This window comes from Acidianus infernus, assembly GCF_009729545.1.
GTDB lineage: Archaea > Thermoproteota > Thermoprotei_A > Sulfolobales > Sulfolobaceae > Acidianus > Acidianus infernus.
Map to the genome: position 1 here is coordinate 1,370,531 of NZ_WFIY01000004.1, position 25,743 is coordinate 1,396,273.

The window sequence follows — 25,743 nt, forward strand, 5'->3', positions numbered from 1 at the left end:
CCATGAAGTGGGAGATCGTTCACAAGGCTACGTCCTTCATAGCTGAAGAAATGGGAGTTTCATTAAAGAAATCTGCGCTTTCGCCAAACATTAGGGAGAGAATGGATCACAGTTGTGCAATAGTTAACGAAGAAGGAAAAATAGTTGCACAAGCTGAACATATACCAGTACACCTAGGGTCATTTAAGATAGGCGTTCTTAACGTATTAAATTACTTGGAGAAAGAAGGAATAGATCTTGAGGAAGGAGATTCCATTATATTTAATGATCCATATATTTCTGGAACGCACTTAAACGACGTTGGAGTATTATCTCCTATATTTTATAATGGAAAATTGGTAGGCTATGCAGTAAATAAGGCTCATCACGTAGACGTTGGAGGTCCATTACCGGGTTCAATAAATCCTATGGCCAAAACTATTTATGAAGAAGGCGTAGTAATTCCACCAGTAAAGTTAACTAGAAAAGGTAGCTTAAATGACGAAATAATTAAAATAATAAAGGAAAATTTCAAAGTTCCAGATTTCTCACTAGGAGATATAAAGGCTCAGATATCTGCAAATAAGCTAGGAGAAGAAAGAGTGAGACAATTGTTCGTAAAATATGGAGACATAAGACAATCATGGGAGGAATCTATTGATTACTCTAGAAGACTTGCACTAAATGTAATAAATACATGGAAAAAAGGAGAATATGAAGCGGAAGACTATTTAGAATGGGGATCTTCACTACTACCTATAAAAATTAAACTTAGGGTAGAAGAAAAAGGAATAACCGCAGACTTTGAAGGAACTCACAAGCAAATTGAAGGACCACTTAATGCGGTTCTTGGAGTAACTTATTCTGCAGTATCCTTTGCGATTAGGTCTATGGTAGGAGAAGTTCCTACAAACGATGGATTCTATTCTTTAATTACAGTTAAAGCTGAGGAAGGCAGTCTCGTTAATCCTTTAAAACCCGCCGCTGTTGGTGGAGGTAACGTAGAGACTTCACAAAGAATAGCAGACGTAACTTTCCTGGCTATGAGTAAGTTCCTTAAAGTTCCTGCAGCAGCCTCTGGAACCATGATGAATATAATGATGGGCGGTATCTACAAAGGAAAATATTGGTCTTATTATGAAACTGTAGGCGGTGGTAGCGGTGGAAGACCGTGTAAGGAAGGTGTATCTGCGGTGCAAAATAATATGACAAACACTTTAAATACGCCAATAGAAATAGCCGAAAGGCAATATCCTATTCTCTTTATAGAATATAGAATAAGGGAAGGTAGTGGAGGTAATGGGCTTCACAAAGGAGGAGATGGAATAATTAGAGGATTTAAACTACTCTCTAAAGCCAAGATATCGATACTGGCTGATAGGTTTAAGATAGGACCTTGGGGGTTAGAAGGAGGAGAAAGAGGAAAACCTGGTAGAGTTACAATAAACGGTAAGGAATATCCTAGTAAATTCACTGAAGAAGTTAATGAAGGAGACGTAATAATAGTGGAAACTCCAGGTGGTGGAGGATATGGTAAAGCTTATTAATAGTAAGATTAAGGGCTTAACGTGGATAGGATAAGGATTTGGAATAGATATTTAATACCTTTAATTGAGAACTTCGTTGCTCCATACTCCGTCTTAAGGAAAATTCTACCTCAAATATTACTGTTAGGTTTAGCAGTTTATATAAATGCTTGGGTTTTTATGGTTTACCAGCATCTGGATTTTATATCCGCAATTTATGCTGGTGTTAATGTAGTTACTACTGTAGGTTTATACGCTCCAAACATTTCGCAAATGACTGACACTGAAAAAATAGTTCTTATAATTACAATAATTTTTGCAGTAGGACTTTATACTAGCATAATTCAATCAATAGTTAGTACTGTAATAAATAGGAGTACATGGCAGGACGCTAAAGCTAGATGGAGGGGAAGTCATATGAAAGGACATACTGTAATTGTAGGAGAAGGTGAAATAGTAGCCAGTGCTGTTAGAAGGCTTGAAAGGCTTGGCGTCGATTACATAGTTTTAACTCCTTCTAAGGATATAGCAAGTAAAATAAGAAATGATAGAGTAATAATAGGAGATCCAAAGGATGATAAGAACTTATTGACTGCAGGAATCCTAGAGGCAAAAAACGCAATAGTCTCAATGCAAAATGATATGGATACTTTGCTTATAACATTAAAGATACAGAAGATAAATCCTCCGTTACAAGTTATTAGTGTAGTAAAAGACTCTAATATGGTCGACGTTTTTAAAACTGCAGGTGCAGATATAGTAATTCCTAACGATGATATAGTAGGTAGGATAACCGCTGCTGCAGCAATATCTAATAATGTTGCTGGAGTTATATTCCATGACAGAAGTGAAAATTTAATAATAGGATTATTTGAAATTAAAAAAGAGATTAAAATAAAAGACCTACCTTCTGGTATTCTTCCTTTGGCAATAATAGAAGAAGATGGAAAGCTTAATCCTTATTTTGAAAAGGATACATTGCTAAAGAAAGGAGAAAAATTAGTTGTCCTTGGCGATCCAAACTTATTTAAGAAAGTTAAAGAAGTCTTAGGAGAGTAATATTTATGAAATATTTACTTTTAGGCTTAGGATTTGTTTCTACACATGTTGCCGAATATTTATCTAAATTTGGAGAAGTTAAGGTAACTTACAAGAGCTTAAATCCTGTAAAGAGAATATACGCTGAGGATGTACTAAAAGGTAAAGCAGAAGTAGTAAAGTTAGATCCTTTACAAGATAAGGAAAAATTAAAGGAAGAAATCTCCTCCTCTGACGTTATAGTAAATTTTATTGGAGAAATTCAAGGTAGTGAAGAAAGCCTAAGAGTAGCTAACATGGAGATACCAAAGTTAATAGCGCAGACAGTAGGTGAAACACAAAGCAATGAAGGAAAAAAGAAAATTCTAATTCATTTTAGCGGACTTCTAGGTAAAACTGGAAATAACGTAAAACCTGAGGAGCCTCATTTACAAGGAATAAATCCTTCAACTCCTTTCGAAAAAACTAAATATGAGGGAGAAAAGGAAGTTTATCAAATTTCTCAAAAATACGACTTTCCCCTAGTAATTCTTAGGCCTACACTAGTTTATGGTAGATATTCCGCTCACATTCAATTTATAACAATGTATAATTTTGCAAAAAAAGGAATAATACCTAGATTAAGTTTCCAATTTAATACGATAAGCGCATATTACATTGCAGAAATGATAAAGAATTTATCTGATTTTAAGGGAAGAAAATATTTTTACGCCACCGAGTGTAGTCCAGTAAACGTAACTAGATTCTTTGAATTAATGGCAAAAGGGCTAGGAATAAATAGACAAATTCATCTTTATGTTCCAGAATTCCTTGCTAAACTCGTGTTGCCAAGTTACATTAAAAGTCTGCTAAAGTACACTAAATCAACGTATGATTGCACAGAGTCTAAAAATCTTGTTAATAACTTAACTTTTGATGAAAATGAAGTTATAAAAAATGCAATATTCTTAAGAAGATTAGAAAAGGAAAAATCGCTTATTCCAACATAATTGGAGAAGATTTTTAACTCATAAAGCCAAAGTTCTTATTAATGAGGAGACAGACCTTAGTATTCTTTATACTTTTTATAATAGAACTAATAATATTTATAGGAACATCAGCGCTACCAGTTAATCAACCACAACTAGCTAGTCAATTCCAGTCTGAGAGATCATCTATCGTATCTTTGCCTTATCCATTAGAGGCCTTATCAATATTTACTCATAATTATGAGATAGCATTGGCAGAATTTATTCCAGCTTTAGGAGTAGGAATTATGGGATTTTCAATAGGCTCTACAGGTTACGTTCTATCTGCAGTTTCAAATGCGCAAGGAGTACCTGGCTGGATTCCAGCAATTTTCCTACTTACTTTACCTCACTCTTGGTTAGAGTTGCCTTCATATGCCTTTGCAGCTACTGCTGGATTATTCCTTTTAATTGATAGAAATTGGAAGAGATTCTTATACATGATAGGTTTTGTTGGACTAGAATTATTCTTTGCAGCATCAGTAGAAGCTGGAGAAATAGTATTAGAGAACGTGAATGCTATATACTCTTATCTATTTTGGATTCCTGCAGCCTTGTTATTATATGTCCTTTACGAGGTCTATGAATATATAATGGATATAACTGAAAAACCCAAGGTTCAATATTAAATGATCTCTATATCCGAAATTCCTTCTTCTTTTTCGAATTCTAGTCTTCCTATTTTTACCTTTATTTTATGTCCAGGGTTTGGAGAAGTACCTACAATAACCTCTTTTATCCTACCTTCTCTCACTATAGTAAGCTTAGTAGAATCTTTAACTTCTAATTTGGACTTGCCGTTAAATCCTATTATCTGATCTCCAGGAATCAATCCAGCTAAATCCGCAGGAGAATTATCCTCCACATATGTTATAGTCTTGTCCTTTAGCATTATGCCATAATAAGGCTTCCCTCTATCTATAAATTCTATGTACGCATCGTCTTTTAATTGCTCAAGAATTTTCACTGCAGGGCCGTATACAAGGTCTTCTATATCGATCTCATATTTTCCCTTTAAAACTCTGTTTAAATCGTCGAAGGAATAAATTCTTTTTTCCTGATAAATTTCCTTAAACAAGTCATCTATTCTTTTCCCCTTCTTTGACATTTCTAAATCAACGTATAAGGCTAAGGCTAAACCTCCATCATAATATGAAATTGAGGAGTTTAAGAAATTCTCGTCTTGCCTATAATATTTTATCCATGTAGTAAATGAAGATTCTGCTAAGCTTGTCCTTTTAGCTCCAGGGAAAGTTAACTTAGATAAAGAGTTTGCCACATACTTTAATGCATCTTTCCTATCGATAACTCCTGCCCTTAATGAAATTATTACCGCCATGTAGTCAGTAAAACCTTCAGCAAACCACAAAAGCGATGTATAAACCTCTTTCTCGTAATTATGCTTAAGATCTGCTGGAATGAGTCTCTTAACATTCCAACGATGGAAATATTCGTGAGCAAATAAAGTTGCGAGCTTTTCTCTATCCCAGCTAACTACTATTGCTGAGGAGTTTGAGTGCTCTATCCCTCCCAATTCCTTATCGGACCTCCTAAAGTGAAAAATATAATTATCTTCATCTCCTAGAATTTTATCCGCCTCACTAACGATCCTCCTTATCATCTCAACGTCTAAGTCGTCTATTGTAGAAACAACGTGCTTATCGTCTATTTTTAGTACCTTTAAATAAGGGGAAGCCTCTATTGGAGAATCAGCAAACTCATCATAATTATCAGCACAGTACATTCCATCTTTCTTCTCGAGAGAAGTGGATATTTTCCAGTTAGGAGGCAAATCTAGCTTTACACAATACTCTTCATTAATTTCCTGAAAAGGGAAAACTGCTGGCGGATTAATAAAAATATAGTCGAGTGTAGAAATAGCTTCCCTTTGATCTTTGCTTACTGCATAAATCAAATACCTAAAATTGTCCTTTACATAAAATCTATTCTTTGATATTCTAATTCCTTCAATTTCTACAATATTTCTTTCTAGCTCTCTTATTACATAAGACCCAGGAACATAAGTAGGAAAAACTACGACTCCTTCTCTTCCTTTGGCTAAAATTTCAAAATAACGATTCCTAGGTTTTACTTCAAATATCATTAGAAATGAAGAAGAATAGAAGAAAATAACTTTATGCAGACTAGAGAGGGTAGTAGTGTTTCCCTTGAAGGGTATATGATTCCTTAAGCCTGTTACGCCACGGATAAACGCCTAACCAGTAGTGCATTTGGTCTCTTAACGCTCATTACTAAAAGGATAACCATTGATAAGGCAGTAAATAGTGACGCCAAGAACTTAATATCGAAGGAACTTATTACAGGAACTGCAACTCCTCCTAATGCTGCAGTATTCAAAGCTATTCCCATATTTCTTGCAGATGCTCCATAAGAGGCTGCTAATCTTGGCGCTATGGAATTAATTCCTAAACCAAAGGCAGTGAAAACTACTAGAACGTAAGGGGAACCGGTGAGGAAAAATGTGACTCCGCTTATTGCTGAAGTCATTGTATAAAGTAACGCGGTTCTAGTTTCACCTAATAGTGAAGATATTACTGGGACGAAAATGTACATTGGTATTGCTGCTATATAACCTATTATTAGCCAAATTATTCCTCCTTGATTTTCAACAATCGCAGGGGCTAACTGCAATGCAAACGCTGGCTCAAAGGAGAAGAAGAATATTAAAATTGAAGATATTGAAGGTATTCCGAGCCTTCCTACTTCAACTGAGAATATACTTACCCTCTTGTATAACATAGAGAAAGGTAAAGTTATTGCTCCGCTTAATGCAATCAATTGCCATTCTCCTAAAGCTAAGTAAGAGAAAGCCCCGCCTATCCATCCGAAAGCCCAACCACTCATTGTCAAAGCAATTATTAACCTATTTCCAGATCTTACTGCTTGTTCAACTGCTAAAGAAGTAGCAATCCCAAACGCAACGCCAACTAATAACCTTAAAAGTATCAATACGGGAACGCTTAAAGTACTACTTCCTATTGATAATATTCCTAAAGCTATCATTGAAGATAGGAAAGTTAACCTAGATCCTAGGATTGCAACAATTCTTTGGTAAAGCAAAGATCCGATAACTCTTCCTCCAAAAGGTATAGACACTATTAAAAATCCTAACCATGCTGGTAATTCAAATTGTTTCACAGTAAATGCTGGAGCTATCATTACGTAAGTGGCTAAAGTATAAGCTATAAATGAAGTAACACCGTTAAACGTCTTGCTTATACTCATACGGGTCGATATATAGTATTCTAGTAATTAAATATAAGCATTACCTACGTAATGTATAAACAAAAATAGATAACTTAGATTAATAATTATCATTATTATCATCTTATCCCACTATGTCGTATTTTAAGTTATTTTTCTACAATTAGATTAAAAACTGTTAATCTATTTTCAACAGATTGAAAGATAATTTTTTAAATATATGCCGAAGCCTTTTAATATGAGTGAAAGACCGGTCTCCAACTATGTTGGTTCTTATATATCGTGGATTATGGATTCTTATGACCTAGGGGCAGTAGTTATAACTTCAACTCTACTAGAAAAGTTGTTCTACCCGACTTTGGGAACATTAGGTGCAGTATTACCAATAGTTTTCACAGTATTATTTAGACCTTTAGGCGGTTTTATTTTTGGCTATATAGCTGATAAATATGGAAGGAAAAGAACATTAATATTTACAGTTTTAGGATATTCGTTGTCTATAGGAATAACTTCAATTTTACCTACTTATTATCAAATAGGAATTTTAGCTTCAATTCTCCTATCATTACTTAGAATCTTACAAGGAATATTTATAGGAGGAGACGTATCCTCAAGCTTCACTACTGCAATGGAAAGCGTTAGGAAAATGAGGGGATTATTTGGTGGAATAATGCAATCTGGAACTTTAGTTGGATTTGTCGTAGTAGACCTCCTTTTCGCTTATTTTGCTAGTATACCTAACCTTGCAGCTGATAGTTGGAGATATATTTTCGCTATCGGTGTTTTGCCTGCGGCACTTGCAGTATTCATAAGATCTAGGATGACAGAACCTAAAATATACGTTGAGAGCAAGAAAGATGACCCAATTAAGGGTTTGAAACCATTACGGCAGACTATACTTGTTATGATAGGATTCTGGATAATGATTTATGCAGGACCACAATTCGCTCCAGTATTCTTTGGAGAATACATTCACTTAACCCAAGCAGAAATTGGCAAGTATGCATTTTATATGAATTTAGCAGGAATACCCGCAATGATAATAGCGGGAGGAATTTCCGACTTTTTAGGGAGAAAATTTACGGGAATCGGATATGTCTTGTTAGCAACAATAGGTGCAGGAATTTTCTATTTTAGTGGTTTCTCGCTATTTACAGTCATACTCTTCGGATTCTTAATAAATTTCCCTTCAGCGTTAACTCCAGCGTATTTAGCAGAAAGGTTCAAGACTTTTAGTAGAGCTACTGGAGTAGGATTTTCCTATAATGGAGCTTTCATAGCTGCAGGTTTTAGTCAATTGTTTATATCTTTAGTTTCTGCTAGACTTCCATTAAATGCTTCAGCTTTCAGTATTTTAACTCTTGGTTCAATTATTGCAATTTTGGGATTAGCCTTAGGGCCAGAAACGTTAAAGAATAACGAATTAACAATGTATTAACATTAATGTATAAATGTATACATTTTTGCACTAGATTTTCTTGATTTTTTTAGAATATATAAATAAAGTTCCATGACTTTAAACGTTTTAAAGTTATAAAAAGATAACCTTTTTAATATTAGTAAACAAATATACATTTTGGTGGTAAGATGTCTGGAAAACAATCAGAGGAGTTCAAAAGAACTGAGAAAATGACAAGGATGGAGTACTTATTCCCAGTAAGATTTGCAGTAGGCTGGATGTTCTTAGATGGAGGATTAAGAAAGGCCGTATTAAAGCCTGCAAAGTTGGATCCAAATTCTGCATCTTTCGTAGGAGGGAAATTAGTAAACTTCTTGCCACATGCAGGACCTTTTAAAGGATTCTTATTAATGACCTTAGAAAACAGATCACTTGACGTAACTTTCCTAACGGTCTTTAGCTATATCGAAATAATAGCCGGATTATTTATTATCATAGGTCTTTTAACTAGGTTAGCAGCACTTGGAGCACTAGCAATGTCTGTAGGTTTTGCACCAGCTTACTGGTTAGGTTCAACTTGCGAAGACGAATGGCAGATAGGAGCACTATTAACTGCAGGTTCAATAACACTAATGTTAACTGCTGCGGGAAGAGTTTGGGGATTGGATTACTTCCTATATAAGAAACTAGGGGATAGGCCTATTGCTAACGTGCCTATACTCAAGTGGATTAAATTGTGGTGATTAAAATGGAGAGAGTAACAATAATTGGTATAATATTCTCAATTTTAGTAGTTGGCTGGATATTAGCTACGGGTCAGTGGGCTTACGGTAATGTTGTAGGACCTTTAGTTAACCACTCAAAGATACCTCTATTGAAAATTACTTATGTTTCGGCTTATGAGAATTCAAAAGGAACATATTTGATATTGAATATCACTGACTGCTGCGGACCAGATGCATATCCTGCATCAGCACCAATAATGGAAATTTGCAACTCAACGTGGCACGTATTCTTATACTCCTACAATATATCTAACGATACGGTCAAGGTAATACAAGCACCTTGGAATGAGAATAAGAAAGATTACACAAATTGGTACAGTGGCTTCGTAGTAATATTAGGTAGCGAAGCACAGTTCCAGTTACAATTGCCATTCCATTTGTCTCCTGGAACATACCACATAAAGCTATTCACCCCTGCAGTGTCATCAAAGGTTTTAGCAAAACAGACTGCTACATTCACAATAAGTTAAGCTATTTTTTCTTCTTTTCTTTTTATTCGTTTTTCTATAGATTAAAGTTTTAAACTGTAGAAAATGTTAAATTATTTACGACAAATTTCTTTTTATGAAAGTTTCGATTTATCCAGAAAAGGACTCATTAGAGATGTGCTTTGAAGGATCTACAATAAAAATGTTTCTTGTAGGAAATGAACTTCACATAGCTGAGGAAGTAACTTATGAAGTTAGTACTGGAGAAGTTTTATCTAAAATCCAAATTGTAATTAAGGACGGTAAAGCATACTTGCAATCGCCCTTTGGGTTAAACGAGATTTCTGCTCCAGAAAATATTTTTAAGGGAATAAGAGCAGTACTGGAAGAGATAAAAGAGAAACATAAAGCTCTTTATGACAAATTTTATAGGTTTATTCCTACTTCAACAGCATTATAGTATATAATTAGTTAGATCTGTTATTGCTAATGACTCGTCTTCGTATCCCTTGTAGAATACTATAACGATCTCGTTACCAGAATATCCTATAGAAAATTGATAACAGTTTATAGAAGCTATAAACGCATTGCTGCTTATATTATGAAAGCTTAGTGCTATTACCTTACTATTGTCCTTAAATGCAGTATATATTGTATTATAAATATTTTTAGGTTCCATGGTCGACGTGTAATTTAATATGATAATTGAGAGTGTCTGATTTCCATTATAAAATGTTGTAAAATTAATATTTCTAAGCTCAACCTCTATTATTCCAAGGTATTTACTTATTGTGGGATTAATGAGCGTGAAGTTTCCAGAACTAACATTATCCGTAGTGCCGTTATAAAAATGAATTATATAATATGACTTTTCTGGTTCTACATAGCCTGAAAGACTATTATTCTCATTCCACTTTCCTCCAAAATATTTATCTACTATTTGAGAATTAACTACTATAACACTATTTATAGAGGTGTTATTTGTCATATTAAGGTAAGGTAGTAACATGAATGCTAAAGTAAATGCTATAACAACTAGTATAAGGCTTATTATCATTCTAAGCTTTACAGTTCTGTATTTCATAATACTGATCTAGAATCATAAATTATAAAACTCTTCAAAACATGAACGAATATAACTCTCTTTTAAATATCATATATTATGGAGGAAGCAATAGGCCTTGCAAAAATTGGTAAACCTTTAACTGCAATGCTTTTAATAAAATCTTACGTTCAGGAAAAGATTGATGAAGGAAAAGATATTAATAAAATGGATAAAATTTGTAAAGACTTAATCTCAGCAATTTTAGCTACTCCATCAATAAATGACGAAAGCTGGAGAGTTTTCGTACCTTCTCCTTCATTAGAAGAAATTGAGGCAGTTGTTCAAAAAGTAAAGGAATGCTTAGGTTAAAATTGGTCTTCTAGGCAAATGATGTTTACCTCCTTGTCCTTTAAACCTCTCTTCTTCCCACACATTTCCTCTCTCATTATAGCCTCTTTCTTCCCAATAACCATCCACGTATCTGGAAGTAAACTCTATTTCAGTTAACCATTTTGCGCTCTTCCAACCGTAAAGGTGAGGCATAAAAGGCCTTGCAGGGAATCCTTGTTCTATACTTAATGGTTTGCCATTAATTTTCAAAGCTATTATTGAATCCTCGGCTAGCGCATCTTCCTTAGGAACTACTGAAGTATATCCATCTAGAGAGTAAAATATTACCCATTTTGCTTCCTCTTTTACTTTTGCCTTCTCGACTAAAGTTTTTATTTTAACTCCTTCCCAGTAAACGTCCTTTACGCTCCATCCAGTTACGCAATGGAAATCTCTTGTATATCTAGTATCTATCATTGTTAAGAGTTGATCGTAAGTATATTCTATAGGGTTTTCAACTAGACCAGAAATTTTTAGTCTATATTGCTGGATGTTAACTTCTGGAACTCCTAATGCCGCATAATATATAAACTTCTTGATGTATCTTTGTCCAGGCGGTATTTGAGTTTGCATAAATACTATATCCTTTAACGGCATTTAAGAATATGTTAGAATAATTATTATACATTGCCGTTTATTTTAGCATAGCCGTGTCAATCTTTTTACCTCAAATAGAATTATTTCCTTATGATTTTTACTGACAGACTAACCAAGATTTATAAGGACGGAACGAGAGCTTTAGACGAACTTAGCATTACTCTGGATGGAAAAATTTCGTGCATATTAGGTAGAAATGGAGCTGGAAAAACTACTTTGATCAGAATTCTTTCTACTCAGCTTTTGCCTACTTCCGGCAAGGCATTAATAGAAGGGTTTGACGTAGTTAAAGATGTAAAGAAAGTAAGGAAAATAATAGCGAGCATTCCGCAAGAAGCTTCACCCATGGGAATAGCTTCACCTTTAGAGCATGTAACCATGTATTTGACAGCGAGAGGATTTTCAATCTCTGAAGCGTTAAGAACTGCTAAATACGTACTTAAAGAAGTTGGATTAGGAGATGTAATGGATAAACCTACTGATGAGTTGTCGGGAGGTATGAAAAGAAAAGTTTTCGTGGCTATGGCAATAGCCTCCAATGCGGATGTCGTATTTTTAGATGAGCCTACTACGGGTTTAGATCCAATTTCTAGATTAGAAGTCTGGTCAGCTATTAAGCAAATGAAGTCAAAGATAATTTTAACAACTCACTATATGGAAGAAGCGGAAGAGCTTTGCGAGAAAATAGCAATTATAAACAAAGGAAAGCTGGTAGAATATGGAACTGTTGAGGATTTATTATCTCCATTAAGGGGTAAGGTAAGGGTAGAAGGAAAAGGAGACATAAGAGTTGGCAATCTAAGTATTTCTTACGTCGATGAAGAAGAAGCGAAGAAACTTGTGGGAAAAGGAGTAATAATAAAACCGATAAGCCTAGAAGATATTATGATAATAAAGGGGTTATATTATGAGGAAGAGTGACTTTATTCTAGCGTTTGCCTGGTTTTACGGTTACTCTAACATAAGAAGAGCGCCAATTTACATTTTAGCCTACCTTTCTCTGCCTTTATCCTTGCTTTTCTTCATTTACATGATATCTAAAGGCGAGCTCCTTGCTTACGGTATACTGGGTGGGTTAATTTCTGTAATAGTATCTAACTCAATCTCATTAATAGGAGATTTTGCCTTCCTAAGGTTGCAGTTGAGGTTACAAGACCTATTAGTAGCAACTGAAATAGGCCCAATGGATTATATACTAGGGCTGACTTTAGGAAATTTCATATTCACTTTACCCGGATTACTGGTTTACATCATCATGGGTTTAATCTTTCATGTCTTCTCTGCTCTTCAATTACTTGCTATTCTAGGAATATCTGGCATACTGCTTATATCAACTACGTCGCTCTCAATAACTCTGGCTAGCTTAATAAAACATACTAGACATTCTTGGGGATTATCAACTTTCCTCTCGTTAATCTTTACAATACTTCCTCCTCTTTATTATCCGTATTCAATACTTCCAAGAGATATACTATATGCCTTGATGTTATCTCCTTCAACACCAGCGTCTATGATAATTCAAGGGTTGTTAAACCTACAGAAGATGAACTTGCTGGCAGTAGCAGTATTTATCTTAGAGAGCATAGTCTTTATATCATTACCTAGATATGCTATGAAATGGAGGGAATAACACAAGAATAAAAATTCCTAAATGCAATGTTATTTTACATGATAATTGCGGAAGGCATAAGAAAGAAATACGGAAATAAATCAGCATTAAACGGTGTTAGCTTAAAAGCAGAAAAAGGTAAAATAACTGCCATACTGGGTCCTAACGGAGCCGGTAAGACTACGTTAATTAGAATTATTTTAGGCTTGATTTTCCCAGATGATGGAGAAGTTAGAATTTTAGATAAAGATCCTTTTAAGGATAAGTCGATATTCAAAAAGATAGGTTATATCCAGGAATTGCCTAACCTTCCCCCTTTCCTCACTGGAAGGGAAGTACTTGAATTCTCTGCAAAAATAAAGGGAGTTGATAAATCAGAAATTCCTAAACTTCTTGAAATGGTAGGGATGACAGAAAACGCTGACAAGAAAATTGCAAAATATAGCAAAGGAATGATACAAAGAATAGCTATAGCAGAAGCAATGCTTGGAGACCCAGAGGTTTTAATAATGGATGAACCTAATATGGGTACTGACCCAGTATTAATAACAAACTTTAGAAATATGATAAAGAATATTGCAAAAGACGGTAGGACAGTTCTAATGACTTCACATGAAATGGAAGACGTAAAGAAAATTGCGGACAAAGTTTATTTTATCTTTAAAGGTTCTGTGTATTTTGAAGGTACTGTAGAGGATTTAATAAAGAGATTTTTAGGTATAAGGGTGATAGTAGAAACTGACGATATAGAAAACCTAAAGGCTGAAGCTACCAAGATAGATTTTATCAAGGGAGTAGAAGATGGAGAGAAAAATAAGGTTATCTTGACTCTTACTGAAGATAGGAGGGAGGAACTAATTAAAAGGTTAATTTTAGCCGGAGTAAGAATTAGGTCTTTTTACCTAGATAATGAACTAGAGGAGGCATACTTGAACATAGTTAAAGAGGCAATGTCCAATGATTGAGAAGATCATAGTTTACGAAATTAAGAGAGCAATTGCAAGAAAGAAGGTAATAACTTTAATTGCAATCACTTTTCTATTTGAAATAGGAGTCTACCTTTCCCTAGCTGAGTTTAGAACGCCTAGGATAGAAAAATTATTATCGCCTATAGAAGATTTACTATGGCTAGCAGGAGTACTTTTACCGCAAAGTTTGCTAATTCACTTTATTTCCATCTCCATTTCCTCTGGGGCAATGTCTGAGGAATACGAGCAAGGAACAGTAGATTTCTTTATGACTAAACCTATTACTAGATTATCATTTTTAATAGGCAAATTCTTAGGAGGATATTTACTGGTGACACTAATTTATTTACTTATGGTAGCATTAGCATTAATTTTCTCATTCTCTTTCTTTGGAAATCAAGTGGAACTCCAATACTTGCCAGTAGTAGTACTATCAATTTTATTTTCAACTTTAACTTTCTTCTCAATAGGGTTTATGTTCGGTGAAATTTTTAGGAGAAGTAGTTTAGCATTTCTTGTCTCTAGTACTATTCTAATAGGCTCAATAATAATTGGTGCAGTACTACTTTTCGTAGCTAAGTTAACTAGCTTGTATTTCTTAATAAGCATAGCTATTTCCTTACCTGCATGGGGGTCTACTGAGTTGCCTTATATAATAGCTCAAGGAATTCCACATGCTACAATAATAGTGGAAGCCCTAGAAATCTTTCCTGTAGTACCTGGGACTACAATTGCGGCTATTGCGTACATACTAGGATATTCGAGCTTTGCAATAATAATTGCATTCATTAGCTTTTTACATAGAGACATTCCAAAGAAGGTTAGCTAAACTACCTAGAAAAGCTTATATTTTAGATATATCTATTTCACGTATGAATTCAAGGTTTTCAGAGTTTATTTCAAAAAAATGGTACATTGTGCTCATTATATGGATCGTTGTGCTCGCAATATCTGCACCTTTTTCAAGCCTTTTCTTCAAGAGCGTTAGTTATCAGATAAACATATCGACGCCAGGTAGTACTTCTGCTCAGGCTGAGAACATAGTTTCAAAATATTTTCATCTACAAGGAGCGTCTGGAGCTAACGCTATTCTTATAATAGAAGGAAATGTAACTCCGTATTCACTATTTTTAGCAAATTTAACTTCATATGGAAATATAACAATTATAAGTTATTACTCTCTGGAAAAGAGTTTGCTAAATACTACATTATCAAAATTACAAAATTCAACAAACTCTCTTTACATAAAAATCTTGGAGATAAAGAGTGGAGAAATCGAAGCTGAAAATAATCTTAGCTGCAAATATATAGAGCTAAATAACACCATCGTAAAATTAGAGGAACTAAATTGTGGAACAAAAAAGATCGAGGTAGCATTTATTAACGTCAGTAATGAAATTAATGAAACTGCAATTAGGCTTTATCAGCTTCATCAAGGAATGCTAAATAACCTATCAACATTCTGTAAAATAAAAGAAGGAGAAATAGAAATAAACTCTACAGCATATAATGTCTCACTTTTCCTTTACGGCTATACTTCCCTATTTTTAAAGGAATTTCTAGAAATATACAATGAAACGCATAACTTTACATATTCTAGTGAAAAAGCCTTCGAAGAAGTAAGCAAATTAATAAATAATGAGAATGAGAGTAAATTCTTCTATGCATTTTATAAATTCTGGCTAGAAAATAATTACACCAATTTCGTAGAAAGAGCACAGATAAGCATAAAAAATGCATCGTTGCTTATTCCCAATAATTCATTTATTCTATCTTTAGAAAACTATATAAATATAAGCAATTTTGAAGAGAATCTTCCTTACTATGAGTTCACAGTAAATTATATTAATGAGACAATACACGTACCTCTAGAACTTGCTGAGGAGTTGTACTATAATCAGCCTAAAGATGTACTATTAACCATCTATTCAGAAAAGACCGGACTTAACGAAACATTCTTACAAAAGGTTTTAAACCAAACAAACTTCAAGGAACTTGCTTATGATCTTATACTTTCTAAGGCTAATGTAACTGAGAGACAATTCATTTCTGCAGTTTATTATAATTTAAGTAAATCCCCTTATGAATTTGCAGTAGATTACGTAAGCTCTCAGTATAACGTTTCCCCTACTTTAGTTAACGAAATAAGTAATTTTACTGAATATTCACAATATGTTAACTTCGTTTCCCTCCAAGCTTCTAATGAAAGTAAATTGCCACAATGGTTCTTCCAACAGTTACTCTATTATCATAATATAAGTAACTTAACAGCATATCTTATCTTACCTAAGTTAAGTAAACTTCAACCAATACTAAATGCTTCAAACATAACTCCTAAAGAATTCTTAATATATTTACAAACTGCCACTAACGATAGCATATATAATTTAACTGCAAAATTAATAAGCAATTATGTTAATTTTACTCCAATAATATGTGTAAATAGAAGTCTATTACAAGAAGTTCTTTCTAGGAACGAAAGTGTATCTTCATTAGTTTCAGAACTGATTAGAGACAATGAATTCCCAGTGACGCCAATTCCAAATATTACGGACGCTTTGTACTATAAGAATTACTATTTGATTATAATGAAAGGAAATTTCACAATAAACGAGGCAAAGGACTTTCAAAATTATGTTAAAAGTATAATTCCTTTAACCTCTTACTTAACTGGACCTAAACCTATAGATCAACAGCTTAGAGGATTAGCTAATAGCGCGTTTGCAATAGCAATACCAGTTGGAATAGCTCTAGCTATAGTAATTACTGGAATATATTTCAGGTCATTTGTAGCGGCTTTTGTACCTCTAGGAATATACTTATCAGCATTCTTAGTATCTTCTGTATTAATATGGCTTATAGTAATAAAACTCCTAGGCATAACAGTTGATTTCCTAACTCCTAGTCAAGTGCTATTATTAGCTTTAGGACTTGGCACAGATTACGTAGTTTTCATCTCAAGTAGATATATAGAAGAAAGGAGAAAAGGCTTAACAAAAGATGATGCCGTAAAAGAAGCAGTAAGATGGGGAGGAAGGGCAGTAACTTTAACTGCACTTGTAGTAATGTTGTCTTTCTTGTTCCTTTACGTCTATAATGTACCATTAGTTTCGGATACTTCAATTTCTGAAATGTTAGCAGTATTTGTAGTATGGCTTTCTGCAACTACCCTTTTCACGTCAATATTAAAGGCAGCAGGAGATAAGTTATTCTTTCCAGCAAAGTTTAACAGAAATAATAATAACAAAAGTTATTCGGTCTCTAGACCTGTTACTAAGGTAGGAATATTTGTTGCTCTAGTAGTAATTTTCTCGATAATAGCATTATCTATGCCATTAAGTACTGATATCCTAGGTTTAATGCCGCCTTCTCAAGCAAGTGAAGGGGTTAACCTATTAAGCCAAGAGTTTACTACATCTAACGTATTTCCAATATATGTAGTAGTACCTATTTCAACCTTCAATCAAACTACCTACGACTATGCAGTTCACATATACAAAGAACTTTCATCTATACCCGGAGTTACTGCTGTAGAGTCTCCAGTATCGCCTTACGGTGGACTAATTCCTTATTGTAAATTATCTGAGTATAACTATAGCGAGTACATATCACATGGATATATGTTATTTGTAGTAAACCAAAAATACCCACCTTTCTCTACTCAAGCGTTCGGGGTTGTAGAAAATATAGAGAGCCTGCATGTAGGTTACGTAGGAGGAGGACCCGTAGACCTTTATAATATATTGCACTTTATAGAGACAGACTTTCTGGAAATATTCTTGTTAATTACTATTACTATGTACGTGTTGTTAGTAATTATGACTAGGTCATTCTCAGTTTCAGGAGTTGTAATATTTACTATAATGTCTGCAGTAGGAATAACACTAGGCTTAGAGAGGTTAATATTCGTGAATATCTTAGGCTATGGAATTTTTGCAGTAGTACCGCTTTTCCTAGTAGCAATAATAATTGGAATTGGGATGGATTATAACATATTCCTAGTAGCGAGGATTCATGAAGAAATAGAGAAGGGAGAAGATATGGAAACTGCTGTGGGAAAGAGCGTTAAAGCTATTGGAAAAACTATCATATTCTTGGGTTTAATATTTGCTGGAACTATGGGATCTTTAATGCTAGTAAAAGCCGCAATATTACAGGAAATTGGATTTGCTTTATCTGTAGCAGCAATTCTGGAGACCTCGCTTTTATGGTATTATCTAGGGCCATCATTACTCGTATTATTATATAGAAAGTTCAAAATAAGACCTAAAATGCTAATCTGATTTTTACTTAAAAATGTTAGAGTGAACTATACAAAACTTTAAATCTTTTAAATAATTTGATTAGACAATGAGAATTTCAGTGCTAAGTACTAAAGGCGGAGTCGGTAAATCAACTATAGCACTACTTTTATCAAAATATTTTTCACAGAATGGAGTAAAGACTTTACTAATTGATAGAGATCCATTAGGTTGGGCATCTAATTTAGCTAAAATAAAAGGAAAAGGATTACTGGCCTCAATAGTAGACAAAGAAGAAGATAAGCAAACCTATTTTAAAGAAGTTAAAACAAAAGATGGAGGAGATTTTTACATTCTTAAGCTATATGGAGATGGAGCTAGGTTATACGTAGATTTAGATATTATTAAAAGAGACGAAAAATTGTACAAAAAATTAAGGGAAAAATATCAAGAAATACTTAGAAACAGATTTCAAGCGTTTATAGTAGATAATCCTTCAATGGTACAATGGAATGAAGATGAAGTACAATACGAATTAAGAATATTTAGGGAAAATTTTCCAGATGAAAAAATATTCAGGCTATATATATCAGATTCAAGCGAAATTTCTATAGAGTCTACCCTTAAATACATAAAAGAAATAGAGCAAAACCCTCATAAAATTGGCCAATATTTAGGAATTGTAATAAATCTTGTTCCTCCTTTTCCAGAGGATTTAGATAAAGCAATGAGATTGGCCAATAAGTTTGAAGGAATAAAAGTAATTATTCCGTTCATTGAAAGCCTTTTCATGCTCAATGACATTAATGTAGAAATCCCTGAACAAGTAAAATACCTTGGAAAGGAAATTTTAAAGTTAAATAATAAAGTTTAATCGAACCACGAAAAGTATTATTGTGTTTAACAACTTTATATGCAATAAAGATTATAAAGCTAATATATAACCTATATATCATGCTTAGTATTATAGAGAATAAAAACGAGGTTGCATGCAAGAAAATAGGATATAATTTTGAGATTTGTTACAGTTATTCTTCATTAAAATCATCTAATAGCAGTTTTGAATAGACTTAATTATAACTAAGTAAAAATCATTTTATGAGCAGAAAATATGTTGACATTGTCTTCTACTCGTTACTTGCCGTAATAGTTGCTACATACACATATTTTACGATAAAAACATTTCTTCCTATTAACGCTTATATAGGTGACGAAGTTTGGTATCCTACTGCAGCATATAATATTCTTAAACTTATTTTTCACATAAGTCCACCAATGTATTTTCCTTATCCGGATAAACCTGACATTGAGACTTTTATTAATATTTGTCATCCGCCTCTAGCAAAATATATTATGGGCATGTTTATCATATTCATGGGCTATTCTCCATTATCTTGGAGACTACCAAGTTGGATAATAGGCGATCTCATTTTAATAACTGGATTCTTCTTTACTAGGGAAATCTTAGGTAAAGATCTAATAGGAAATCTTGGAGGAATTTTTACTTCAATAATATTAGCTTCCTGCCCTAATTTATGGGTACTTCACGGAATAGCAATGCTTGATATATATGTAGCATTCTTCAGTTTTCTTAGTCTTTATTTTCTGTTAAAGAACAAGTTATTATTCTCAGCCATATTTTTAGGCTTAGCTATAGCTTCAAAAGAACCAGCAGTAATGTTAATTTTTCCTGCGTTATATTACATTGGCGAAATAGAGAGAAAACCAATTAAGAGGGCTTACTTAGGTCTAGGAATTCCGGCACTTGTCTACTTAGTTATTTCCTTGCCAATCATAATCTATGAAGGTGGGCCTTTAGCTTGGCTTCACGCGAAGATTGCAAATACGGTAGTCTGGGATATAAGCAACGGACACATATCTTTAGATGCAGTTACTCAAATCTCAGAGCCATGGGATTGGTTTTTAAACATACACCCTTTCAACATGGGTCATGGACTTTATGCTAATGTGAACCCAATTATAATGATTCTATGGGTTGTAACAACTCCTTTGGCTTTTGTAATGAAGAACCTAAAGATGATAATGACTACAATGTTCGCATGGTCGGAATGGCTTGGTTTTGTCTTAGTTTACGTATTAGGCAATCACACTCAATTTAGCTTTTATGTTACAGACTTTGCTCCATTTGTAGACTCATATATTGTAATAGTGTTATTCATGATAGCAAGAAGGTTCTATGTTAAAAAAGGAGAAGAGAAAAATATTGAAGAAAATAAACAAAACTACTCTGGGGGTATTTCCTGAAACAGTAAAGACATTTCTATTCCCTTCCTTTTATTTAACTGTGTTGCTATGAAGTATATTATGCTACCAGTAACATATATTATTCCTAAGCTAGCTAATGTTTCAATGTTGATTGGCAAAAGAATTGGATTTCCCCAAGTTATAGCTAAGATAAACATTAAGAAAGCGAATACCGAAAAGCCAATTAAACTAACTAAAGGAATTCCTAAGATTTTTCTCTTTATTGGAACTGATCTTTCATAAACTTGTTTCCTTACATAAGGCATTAGTGCTACTGATAAAGCGAATATTGCGTAACCTATTTCAAAAATTACAGTAACGTCTACTAATGCCACAACTGTATTAAATGCATAAAGTAGAACTCCAATTATTCCCATAGCACCTACAAGTAATGTAGCTTTAACTGGAGCCTTTAGATTGTCATTAACGTCAGCTAACCAAGATGGCATTAATCTATCAAATGACCATGAGAATAAGTATCTTACTAAGGAGGTCACTAAAGGGGGATTACTATAGAAGTTAGGAAGCCATAAAGCTATGAACATTATCATAAAGATGAGTAAATTGTGATCTACTATTAATGCGAAATATGGAGTGAAGTCTCCTATGGATGATAGTGATTTATAGACAGGATCATTGATTTCACAATTACTAATGTAGCTCCACGACGTTAAGAATCTACAGCCAAATGCCCTTAAATTTATGTAAGTAAATACTATATAGTAAGCAGATATTATTAAAATGGCAACTATAATTGAGTATAAAACGTTTTTCCTTACTTGTTTCATTTCTCCGGACCAAGACGCAGGTAAATTATACCATGTATAGTAGTACCATATTACTGGACCCGCAAGAAAGGTAGCATATAATGGAGGATAGAATTTTAGTCCATTACTCATTGCGTCATTTATTACTTCATTATATGCGTTAGGAATGCCAGTTGAAGAAGATAATGCTATAGAGAAAGATGTCGGCGTTATTTGAAGGAGGAATATAAACATTATTATTGATGAGACAAGGGTTATTATTCCTCCCCAAAATACAAAACGCCATTGAACTCTAGGAATTATAGATAATATAATTGAGAGAAAAACTACTAATATTCCTACGATCACACTTCCAGTAGTGCTAGAAAACCAACAACCTAAGCTAAGGAAAAATTGATTAGAGTAAGCTAAACCTATAGAGGAAAATAAATAACCAAACCACTGTGCCGCCAAGTAGCTATAATATCCTAAGGACAGCGCAAAAGCTACAAAAAGTCCAAAATAATTGATAAAACCAATAGCAGGATGAACAGCTCTACTATTAAATACATAATCTCCTCCGGCTCTAGGCATTGATATGCCTGCTACGTAAAATAAGAAAGCCGTTCCTAGTGTTGGTGGTAACATTAAGAGGAATGATAAAACCCAATTTGCTCCAGGAGCTGTAAAAAGCCAACTTAATATTAAAATCGGAACTCCTCCGGTAACTAATCCAAAGGTTGCCGATAATGAAGCCCAAGGACTTACTTCTCTCACTAATCCAGAGGATTCCCTAATGAATAAATCTTTTCTTTGGGCCATTTCGGGTAAAACTTAGCCCCTACAATTTAAATTTAACCTACTCAAATGGGTAATAAACAAGGCTAATTCAAGAAAATGAATAAATACTCGCCTTCAAAAATATTCGAATTGTAGAAGGTTGGTAATATAAGCTTGAAAACTAATAAGGATTCTACTTTAAACTATGAGAATTTTAAGTACATAATACTAAAATGTTTTTAAGCTTTAGAGCCTCTACCACTTGGCTCTACACCTTTTTGTTTAGCTATTTCTTCTAGCTGTCTAATTTCATTTCTATGAAAGCCGAGAAAAATTCCCTTACCCTTTCCACCGACGTAAAGATTCCCATTAAAATTTAATGTAATCTCTGGTATTATCATCCTTATTTTGTGTTCATTTATCGGGAATGTCACTTCATTTCCTTTCCATTCAACAAGAGGATACACTGAATGCCTAGGTCTTAATAAACCCTTGATTTTATCTCCTTCAACGTCTATATGAGTAACTCTAGCTCTCTTATATCCTTTAACGTGGAGGAAAACCCTAGCTTCGACTTTCTCTCCATCTAGATAAACTTCGGCCTGTAAAGGTATCTTGCCGTCTGGCATAATCTAATTAAAGCTTAAAAAGTAAAAAAGTAGATTCGATATCGGGTAGATTTTTTTGATTGAGACTGTAGACTTAACAAAGATTTTTAAAATAAAGAGAAAAGAAATAAAAGCCCTTGATTCTATTAGTATAAATGTTGAAAAGGGCAAAATTGGAGCACTTGTAGGTCATAATGGTGCAGGAAAAACTACTTTACTTAAGATTTTATCAACATTAGTATTACCCACTTCTGGCGACGCGTTTATCAATGGTTATAGTGTAACTAGAGAAGAAAAGAAAGTTAGAGAAAACATAGGGTTAGTAACAGTAAGCGAGAGAGCTTTCTATTATAGACTAACAGCATTAGATAATTTAATCTTCTTTGCAAGTTTGCAAGGATTATCTTTAGGTGACGCTAGAAAGAGAGCAAACCAACTACTAGATTTTGTAGGCTTGTCTGAATGGAAAAATGTACCTTACATGAAATTTAGTACAGGAATGCAGAAAAAATTGGCTTTAGCTAGAGCATTAATGACTGACCCTCCAGTACTTTTAATGGATGAGCCTACGTTAGGGTTAGATCTAGTTTCAGCAAGGGAATTTAGAGCCACTATAAGGAAATTAAAGGAAAAAAACAAGACAATCCTATTATCTTCCCATTATTTAAGAGAGATAGAAGAGTTGGCTGATATCATATTCCTAATAAAAAGAGGTAAAATAGTTGCTAGTGGCACTTTAGACGAGTTAAAAAGAATGACCGGAAAAGTCTTGGAAATTATAACTCATGAAATAAATGACGAGATTAGGAAATTTGTTATTTATTCCACTGATAAAGACTACATTTTACGAATACCAGAGACAGAAATTGATAAAGTTACAGTACATTATAAAGAAGTGGAAGAAAAAGATCCAACACTAGATGATATTTATATTCATTTCGTAGGAGAAGTAGAAGAGGATATAGGCAGAGGGAGAAGTAGACCATGGAGATTAAGGGAATAATAAGCAAACTCTACGCTTTCCTCTATATTAGAGGATTTAAAGTATGGTCTTCATATAGAACTCAAGTTATACTCACTATTCTTTCATGGACTTTACCAGTATTTACTTACTATTTCATTGGGACCTCGCTTGGGAATAAATTAGTACAAGATATTCACGTAACAAATTATACGAGCTTCTTTGTAATAGGCTTAGCGTTTCAAGGATACGTATCTTCTGTCATAACTACAATAAGCCAAAGAATAAGGAATGAACAGCTTTATGGCACAATAGAATATTATGTTCTTTCAAAATCTGGGGTCCTATCATTTTTAATTTATTCCGCAATATGGGGATTTACGATAAATACTATCAATGCAGTAATTATTCTAACAATAGGCGATCTGCTAGGAGTAAGATACGAAATTAACATATTAAGCACATTATTATTAACTTTACTTTTAATCTCCTCTACTTTAGGTATAGCTTTTATGTCTGCAGCATTTACAATGATAATAAAGCAAGGAAATCCCATATCCTTCTTCTTCTCCACTTTTACAACTCTTTTAGGCGGGGTAGTGTTTCCAGTGACGATAATGCCATCAGAAGTAACATATATAAGCTACGCACTACCGCTAACGTGGGCTTTAAACGGATTAAGAAATACTATGCTTTATGGATATGGTATATTTCAAGTTTTAAAATGTATAGAGATTCTTTTACTGTTTAACATTATTCTAATTCCCTTAGGATTATTGATGTATTCTTTTTCATTCAAAAAGGCGAGAGAAAAAGGAACTCTAGGTGAGTACTAATAGCATAATTTTGTTTTTGTAGAAATAATGACAAATATGTAAATTAAAATGAAGAGATTAGGCCATATTAATTCTATTTAGAAACTCATCAACAAGATTATTGATTATGCTTCTAGTTCTTTCATAGTTAAGTAATCTATATACTGGAGGATATTTCCTTTTATCAGTAAATTTTAGATCATTTAGATCTCTTCTAACTGGAATTATTGTATTAAAATTAACGAAATCTAACGTTCCGTCAAATGGATATATCCTCTTTTTAACTTCATTAATCTTTTCGTCGGGTAAGAGCTTCAAAGCATCAATTATACCAAGATATGCTTGTTGAGCAAGCTCTTCTGGTTTAGTTTCAGCTATTATGATATTTCCTAAGTACTTTAAGTCCAAGTTAAAATACGACATCCATTGGAATATAGACTGAACTCCTTCTCTAAATTCCTTTATTTTAGCAGTAGATATTGTTGAAAGAATAAAATTTGAAAAACTAGCGGCATTCATAGAGACTATTGAAACGCCAGGCTTAAAATCAATAAATACGAAGTCGTAATTAGAAGTATTTATTTTAGTATCCTGCATCATCTTACTTAGAATGTTATAATTTAATGTAGAGAATGAGTATTCAAAGAACGGCAAAGATACTATATCTATATCTTGAAAAGAATTAATACCAGAATAAATATTTCTTTGCTTGACGAAGAAGCTAGTTATAAAAAGTTTTGGATCAAGGTCTATTATTAATACTTTCTTTCCTCTTTTAGACAGACCAATGGCTAGGAATGATATAACATGCGACTTACCGTAACTGGGTAATGGTGCAAAAGTTATTATCACAGATTAGCATACTTCAAGAAGGAATTTAAATTTTCATCATAAAATTTAACTAAATCATTGTTTTAATTACAATATTTCTAACTCCTCATAGTTATTGTTCTCAAAATAAACGATAAAGTGAATAAACCTAATGCAATAGCTACATAATTTACAGAATAATAACCTTTAATAAATGCGGAAAGCCATATATCCAATAAAAATGGGAAAGATATTATCATAAGCACTACTGATATTTTATTAATCATTGATTTAATACTTTTATCTCTTTTTGTTGCTTTTTTGTTTCGCCTTGTTTGTCTTCTTTTTTCTTGCTTTTTCATTCGCTTTATTAAATAACTTACTACCTAAAAAATCTTGTATTATTATGCCAATGATTCCAAAAAGAAGATAAAAATATGCAATGTTACCTAAAGGTATAGAGAAAAATAAGGCTGAAAATATTAAATTTATTATGCCTAATATTATAAGAAACCTAAAAT

26 protein-coding genes are annotated in these 25,743 nt (G+C 33.4%); 18 read left to right on the forward strand and 8 right to left on the reverse strand.

Going from position 1 to position 25,743, the window contains the following annotated elements; translation table 11 throughout:
• Positions 1–2 precede the first annotated feature (2 nt).
• Genes D1867_RS07995 through D1867_RS08010 form a run of 4 tightly spaced genes read left to right on the forward strand, consistent with a single transcriptional unit; the run spans position 3 to position 4,179 of the window.
• Positions 3–1,526 (forward strand): hydantoinase B/oxoprolinase family protein, encoded by a 1,524-nt coding sequence (locus D1867_RS07995; protein WP_155863647.1) that lies wholly within the window; start codon positions 3–5, stop codon positions 1,524–1,526.
• Between the two features lie 21 nt (positions 1,527–1,547).
• Positions 1,548–2,564: a potassium channel family protein gene (locus D1867_RS08000; protein ID WP_338078004.1), complete on the forward strand. Its 1,017-nt coding sequence runs from the start codon at positions 1,548–1,550 to the stop codon at positions 2,562–2,564.
• A 5-nt stretch (positions 2,565–2,569) separates the two neighbouring features.
• On the forward strand, positions 2,570–3,532 hold the full coding sequence (locus tag D1867_RS08005; RefSeq protein WP_155863650.1) for an NAD-dependent epimerase/dehydratase family protein: 963 nt from the start codon (positions 2,570–2,572) through the stop codon (positions 3,530–3,532).
• Positions 3,533–3,573: 41 nt separating this feature from the next.
• A complete protein-coding gene (locus D1867_RS08010) occupies positions 3,574–4,179 on the forward strand; it encodes a stage II sporulation protein M (protein WP_155863652.1) in 606 nt (201 codons plus the stop codon).
• On the opposite strand, the gene D1867_RS08015 is transcribed toward D1867_RS08010, so the two are convergent.
• The gene (locus D1867_RS08015) at positions 4,176–5,654 is read right to left on the reverse strand and encodes a M61 family metallopeptidase (protein WP_155863655.1); all 1,479 of its coding nucleotides are present in this window, start codon (positions 5,652–5,654) and stop codon (positions 4,176–4,178) included. The genes D1867_RS08010 and D1867_RS08015 overlap by 4 nt on opposite strands.
• Before the next feature lie 92 nt (positions 5,655–5,746).
• A complete protein-coding gene (locus tag D1867_RS08020) occupies positions 5,747–6,796 on the reverse strand; it encodes an MFS transporter (protein WP_155863657.1) in 1,050 nt (349 codons plus the stop codon).
• Between the two features lie 217 nt (positions 6,797–7,013).
• Here D1867_RS08020 and D1867_RS08025 point away from each other — a divergent pair, with 217 nt between their 5' ends.
• From D1867_RS08025 to D1867_RS08040, 4 genes are all read left to right on the forward strand, one after another.
• Positions 7,014–8,213 carry an MFS transporter gene (locus D1867_RS08025; protein WP_155863659.1) on the forward strand — a complete coding sequence of 400 codons (1,200 nt, stop codon included), beginning with the start codon at positions 7,014–7,016 and terminating at the stop codon, positions 8,211–8,213.
• Between the two features lie 149 nt (positions 8,214–8,362).
• Positions 8,363–8,917, forward strand: a complete 555-nt coding sequence (doxD, locus tag D1867_RS08030) for a thiosulfate:quinone oxidoreductase large subunit (RefSeq protein ID WP_155863661.1) — start codon at positions 8,363–8,365, stop codon at positions 8,915–8,917.
• Positions 8,918–8,922: 5 nt separating this feature from the next.
• Positions 8,923–9,429, forward strand: a complete 507-nt coding sequence (gene doxA / locus D1867_RS08035) for a thiosulfate:quinone oxidoreductase small subunit (RefSeq protein WP_155863663.1) — start codon at positions 8,923–8,925, stop codon at positions 9,427–9,429.
• A 94-nt stretch (positions 9,430–9,523) separates the two neighbouring features.
• Positions 9,524–9,847, forward strand: a complete 324-nt coding sequence (locus tag D1867_RS08040; protein WP_155863666.1) for a hypothetical protein — start codon at positions 9,524–9,526, stop codon at positions 9,845–9,847.
• Here D1867_RS08040 and D1867_RS08045 read toward each other — a convergent pair.
• On the reverse strand, positions 9,842–10,471 hold the full coding sequence (locus tag D1867_RS08045) for a hypothetical protein (protein WP_155863668.1): 630 nt from the start codon (positions 10,469–10,471) through the stop codon (positions 9,842–9,844). The genes D1867_RS08040 and D1867_RS08045 overlap by 6 nt on opposite strands.
• 78 nt (positions 10,472–10,549) lie before the next feature.
• On the opposite strand from D1867_RS08045, the gene D1867_RS08050 reads away from it, so the two are divergent.
• Positions 10,550–10,801 carry a hypothetical protein gene (locus D1867_RS08050; RefSeq protein WP_155863670.1) on the forward strand — a complete coding sequence of 84 codons (252 nt, stop codon included), beginning with the start codon at positions 10,550–10,552 and terminating at the stop codon, positions 10,799–10,801.
• Here the strand turns inward: D1867_RS08050 and D1867_RS08055 are convergent.
• Entirely contained in the window at positions 10,793–11,395 is a 603-nt protein-coding gene (locus D1867_RS08055) for a sulfite oxidase-like oxidoreductase (protein ID WP_155863673.1), read from the reverse strand. The genes D1867_RS08050 and D1867_RS08055 overlap by 9 nt on opposite strands.
• Before the next feature lie 114 nt (positions 11,396–11,509).
• Between D1867_RS08055 and D1867_RS08060 the strand changes: the two genes are divergently transcribed.
• From D1867_RS08060 to D1867_RS08090, 7 genes are all read left to right on the forward strand, one after another.
• Entirely contained in the window at positions 11,510–12,340 is an 831-nt protein-coding gene (locus D1867_RS08060; protein ID WP_155863675.1) for an ABC transporter ATP-binding protein, read from the forward strand.
• Positions 12,327–13,049, forward strand: coding sequence for an ABC transporter permease (locus tag D1867_RS08065; protein ID WP_155863677.1), 723 nt, complete (start codon positions 12,327–12,329; stop codon positions 13,047–13,049). Before D1867_RS08060 ends, D1867_RS08065 begins: the two co-directional genes overlap by 14 nt.
• A 38-nt stretch (positions 13,050–13,087) precedes the next feature.
• On the forward strand, positions 13,088–13,993 hold the full coding sequence (locus D1867_RS08070) for an ABC transporter ATP-binding protein (protein ID WP_155863679.1): 906 nt from the start codon (positions 13,088–13,090) through the stop codon (positions 13,991–13,993).
• Positions 13,989–14,825 (forward strand): ABC transporter permease, encoded by an 837-nt coding sequence (locus D1867_RS08075; protein ID WP_338078114.1) that lies wholly within the window; start codon positions 13,989–13,991, stop codon positions 14,823–14,825. Before D1867_RS08070 ends, D1867_RS08075 begins: the two co-directional genes overlap by 5 nt.
• A gap of 43 nt (positions 14,826–14,868) precedes the next feature.
• Positions 14,869–18,279, forward strand: a complete 3,411-nt coding sequence (locus D1867_RS08080; protein WP_155863683.1) for an MMPL family transporter — start codon at positions 14,869–14,871, stop codon at positions 18,277–18,279.
• 67 nt (positions 18,280–18,346) lie between these two features.
• A complete protein-coding gene (locus D1867_RS08085; protein WP_155863686.1) occupies positions 18,347–19,111 on the forward strand; it encodes a nucleotide-binding protein in 765 nt (254 codons plus the stop codon).
• 224 nt (positions 19,112–19,335) lie between these two features.
• Positions 19,336–20,502, forward strand: coding sequence for a glycosyltransferase family 39 protein (locus D1867_RS08090; protein ID WP_155863688.1), 1,167 nt, complete (start codon positions 19,336–19,338; stop codon positions 20,500–20,502).
• On the opposite strand, the gene D1867_RS08095 is transcribed toward D1867_RS08090, so the two are convergent.
• Both D1867_RS08095 and D1867_RS08100 read right to left on the reverse strand, forming a co-directional pair.
• Positions 20,481–22,070 carry an APC family permease gene (locus tag D1867_RS08095; RefSeq protein ID WP_155863689.1) on the reverse strand — a complete coding sequence of 530 codons (1,590 nt, stop codon included), beginning with the start codon at positions 22,068–22,070 and terminating at the stop codon, positions 20,481–20,483. The two genes, D1867_RS08090 and D1867_RS08095, sit on opposite strands and share 22 nt — an antisense overlap.
• A gap of 197 nt (positions 22,071–22,267) precedes the next feature.
• Positions 22,268–22,657, reverse strand: coding sequence for a transferase (locus D1867_RS08100; RefSeq protein WP_155863691.1), 390 nt, complete (start codon positions 22,655–22,657; stop codon positions 22,268–22,270).
• Between the two features lie 55 nt (positions 22,658–22,712).
• Here D1867_RS08100 and D1867_RS08105 point away from each other — a divergent pair, with 55 nt between their 5' ends.
• Both D1867_RS08105 and D1867_RS08110 read left to right on the forward strand, forming a co-directional pair.
• Positions 22,713–23,639 carry an ABC transporter ATP-binding protein gene (locus D1867_RS08105; protein WP_155863695.1) on the forward strand — a complete coding sequence of 309 codons (927 nt, stop codon included), beginning with the start codon at positions 22,713–22,715 and terminating at the stop codon, positions 23,637–23,639.
• Complete coding sequence (locus D1867_RS08110) at positions 23,621–24,433, forward strand: ABC transporter permease (protein WP_155863697.1); 813 nt, start codon at positions 23,621–23,623, stop codon at positions 24,431–24,433. Before D1867_RS08105 ends, D1867_RS08110 begins: the two co-directional genes overlap by 19 nt.
• 57 nt (positions 24,434–24,490) lie before the next feature.
• On the opposite strand, the gene D1867_RS08115 is transcribed toward D1867_RS08110, so the two are convergent.
• Positions 24,491–25,264 (reverse strand): AAA family ATPase, encoded by a 774-nt coding sequence (locus tag D1867_RS08115; RefSeq protein WP_155863699.1) that lies wholly within the window; start codon positions 25,262–25,264, stop codon positions 24,491–24,493.
• A 77-nt stretch (positions 25,265–25,341) separates the two neighbouring features.
• On the reverse strand, positions 25,342–25,584 hold the full coding sequence (locus D1867_RS08120; RefSeq protein WP_155863701.1) for a hypothetical protein: 243 nt from the start codon (positions 25,582–25,584) through the stop codon (positions 25,342–25,344).
• Positions 25,585–25,743 lie beyond the last annotated feature (159 nt).

Coding starts and splice junctions, on each gene's coding strand:
- D1867_RS08060 (WP_155863675.1), top strand. CDS start 11,510: ATGATTTTTACTGACAGACTAACCAAGATTTATAAGGACGGAACGAGA.
- D1867_RS08100 (WP_155863691.1), bottom strand. CDS start 22,657: ATGCCAGACGGCAAGATACCTTTACAGGCCGAAGTTTATCTAGATGGA.
- D1867_RS08110 (WP_155863697.1), top strand. CDS start 23,621: ATGGAGATTAAGGGAATAATAAGCAAACTCTACGCTTTCCTCTATATT.
- D1867_RS08080 (WP_155863683.1), top strand. CDS start 14,869: ATGAATTCAAGGTTTTCAGAGTTTATTTCAAAAAAATGGTACATTGTG.
- D1867_RS08025 (WP_155863659.1), top strand. CDS start 7,014: ATGAGTGAAAGACCGGTCTCCAACTATGTTGGTTCTTATATATCGTGG.
- D1867_RS08070 (WP_155863679.1), top strand. CDS start 13,088: ATGATAATTGCGGAAGGCATAAGAAAGAAATACGGAAATAAATCAGCA.
- doxA (WP_155863663.1), top strand. CDS start 8,923: ATGGAGAGAGTAACAATAATTGGTATAATATTCTCAATTTTAGTAGTT.
- D1867_RS08020 (WP_155863657.1), bottom strand. CDS start 6,796: ATGAGTATAAGCAAGACGTTTAACGGTGTTACTTCATTTATAGCTTAT.
- D1867_RS08065 (WP_155863677.1), top strand. CDS start 12,327: ATGAGGAAGAGTGACTTTATTCTAGCGTTTGCCTGGTTTTACGGTTAC.
- D1867_RS08085 (WP_155863686.1), top strand. CDS start 18,347: ATGAGAATTTCAGTGCTAAGTACTAAAGGCGGAGTCGGTAAATCAACT.
- D1867_RS07995 (WP_155863647.1), top strand. CDS start 3: ATGAAGTGGGAGATCGTTCACAAGGCTACGTCCTTCATAGCTGAAGAA.
- D1867_RS08095 (WP_155863689.1), bottom strand. CDS start 22,070: ATGGCCCAAAGAAAAGATTTATTCATTAGGGAATCCTCTGGATTAGTG.
- D1867_RS08045 (WP_155863668.1), bottom strand. CDS start 10,471: ATGAAATACAGAACTGTAAAGCTTAGAATGATAATAAGCCTTATACTA.
- D1867_RS08050 (WP_155863670.1), top strand. CDS start 10,550: ATGGAGGAAGCAATAGGCCTTGCAAAAATTGGTAAACCTTTAACTGCA.
- doxD (WP_155863661.1), top strand. CDS start 8,363: ATGTCTGGAAAACAATCAGAGGAGTTCAAAAGAACTGAGAAAATGACA.
- D1867_RS08090 (WP_155863688.1), top strand. CDS start 19,336: ATGAGCAGAAAATATGTTGACATTGTCTTCTACTCGTTACTTGCCGTA.
- D1867_RS08040 (WP_155863666.1), top strand. CDS start 9,524: ATGAAAGTTTCGATTTATCCAGAAAAGGACTCATTAGAGATGTGCTTT.
- D1867_RS08005 (WP_155863650.1), top strand. CDS start 2,570: ATGAAATATTTACTTTTAGGCTTAGGATTTGTTTCTACACATGTTGCC.
- D1867_RS08055 (WP_155863673.1), bottom strand. CDS start 11,395: ATGCAAACTCAAATACCGCCTGGACAAAGATACATCAAGAAGTTTATA.
- D1867_RS08015 (WP_155863655.1), bottom strand. CDS start 5,654: ATGATATTTGAAGTAAAACCTAGGAATCGTTATTTTGAAATTTTAGCC.
- D1867_RS08010 (WP_155863652.1), top strand. CDS start 3,574: ATGAGGAGACAGACCTTAGTATTCTTTATACTTTTTATAATAGAACTA.
- D1867_RS08120 (WP_155863701.1), bottom strand. CDS start 25,584: ATGAAAAAGCAAGAAAAAAGAAGACAAACAAGGCGAAACAAAAAAGCA.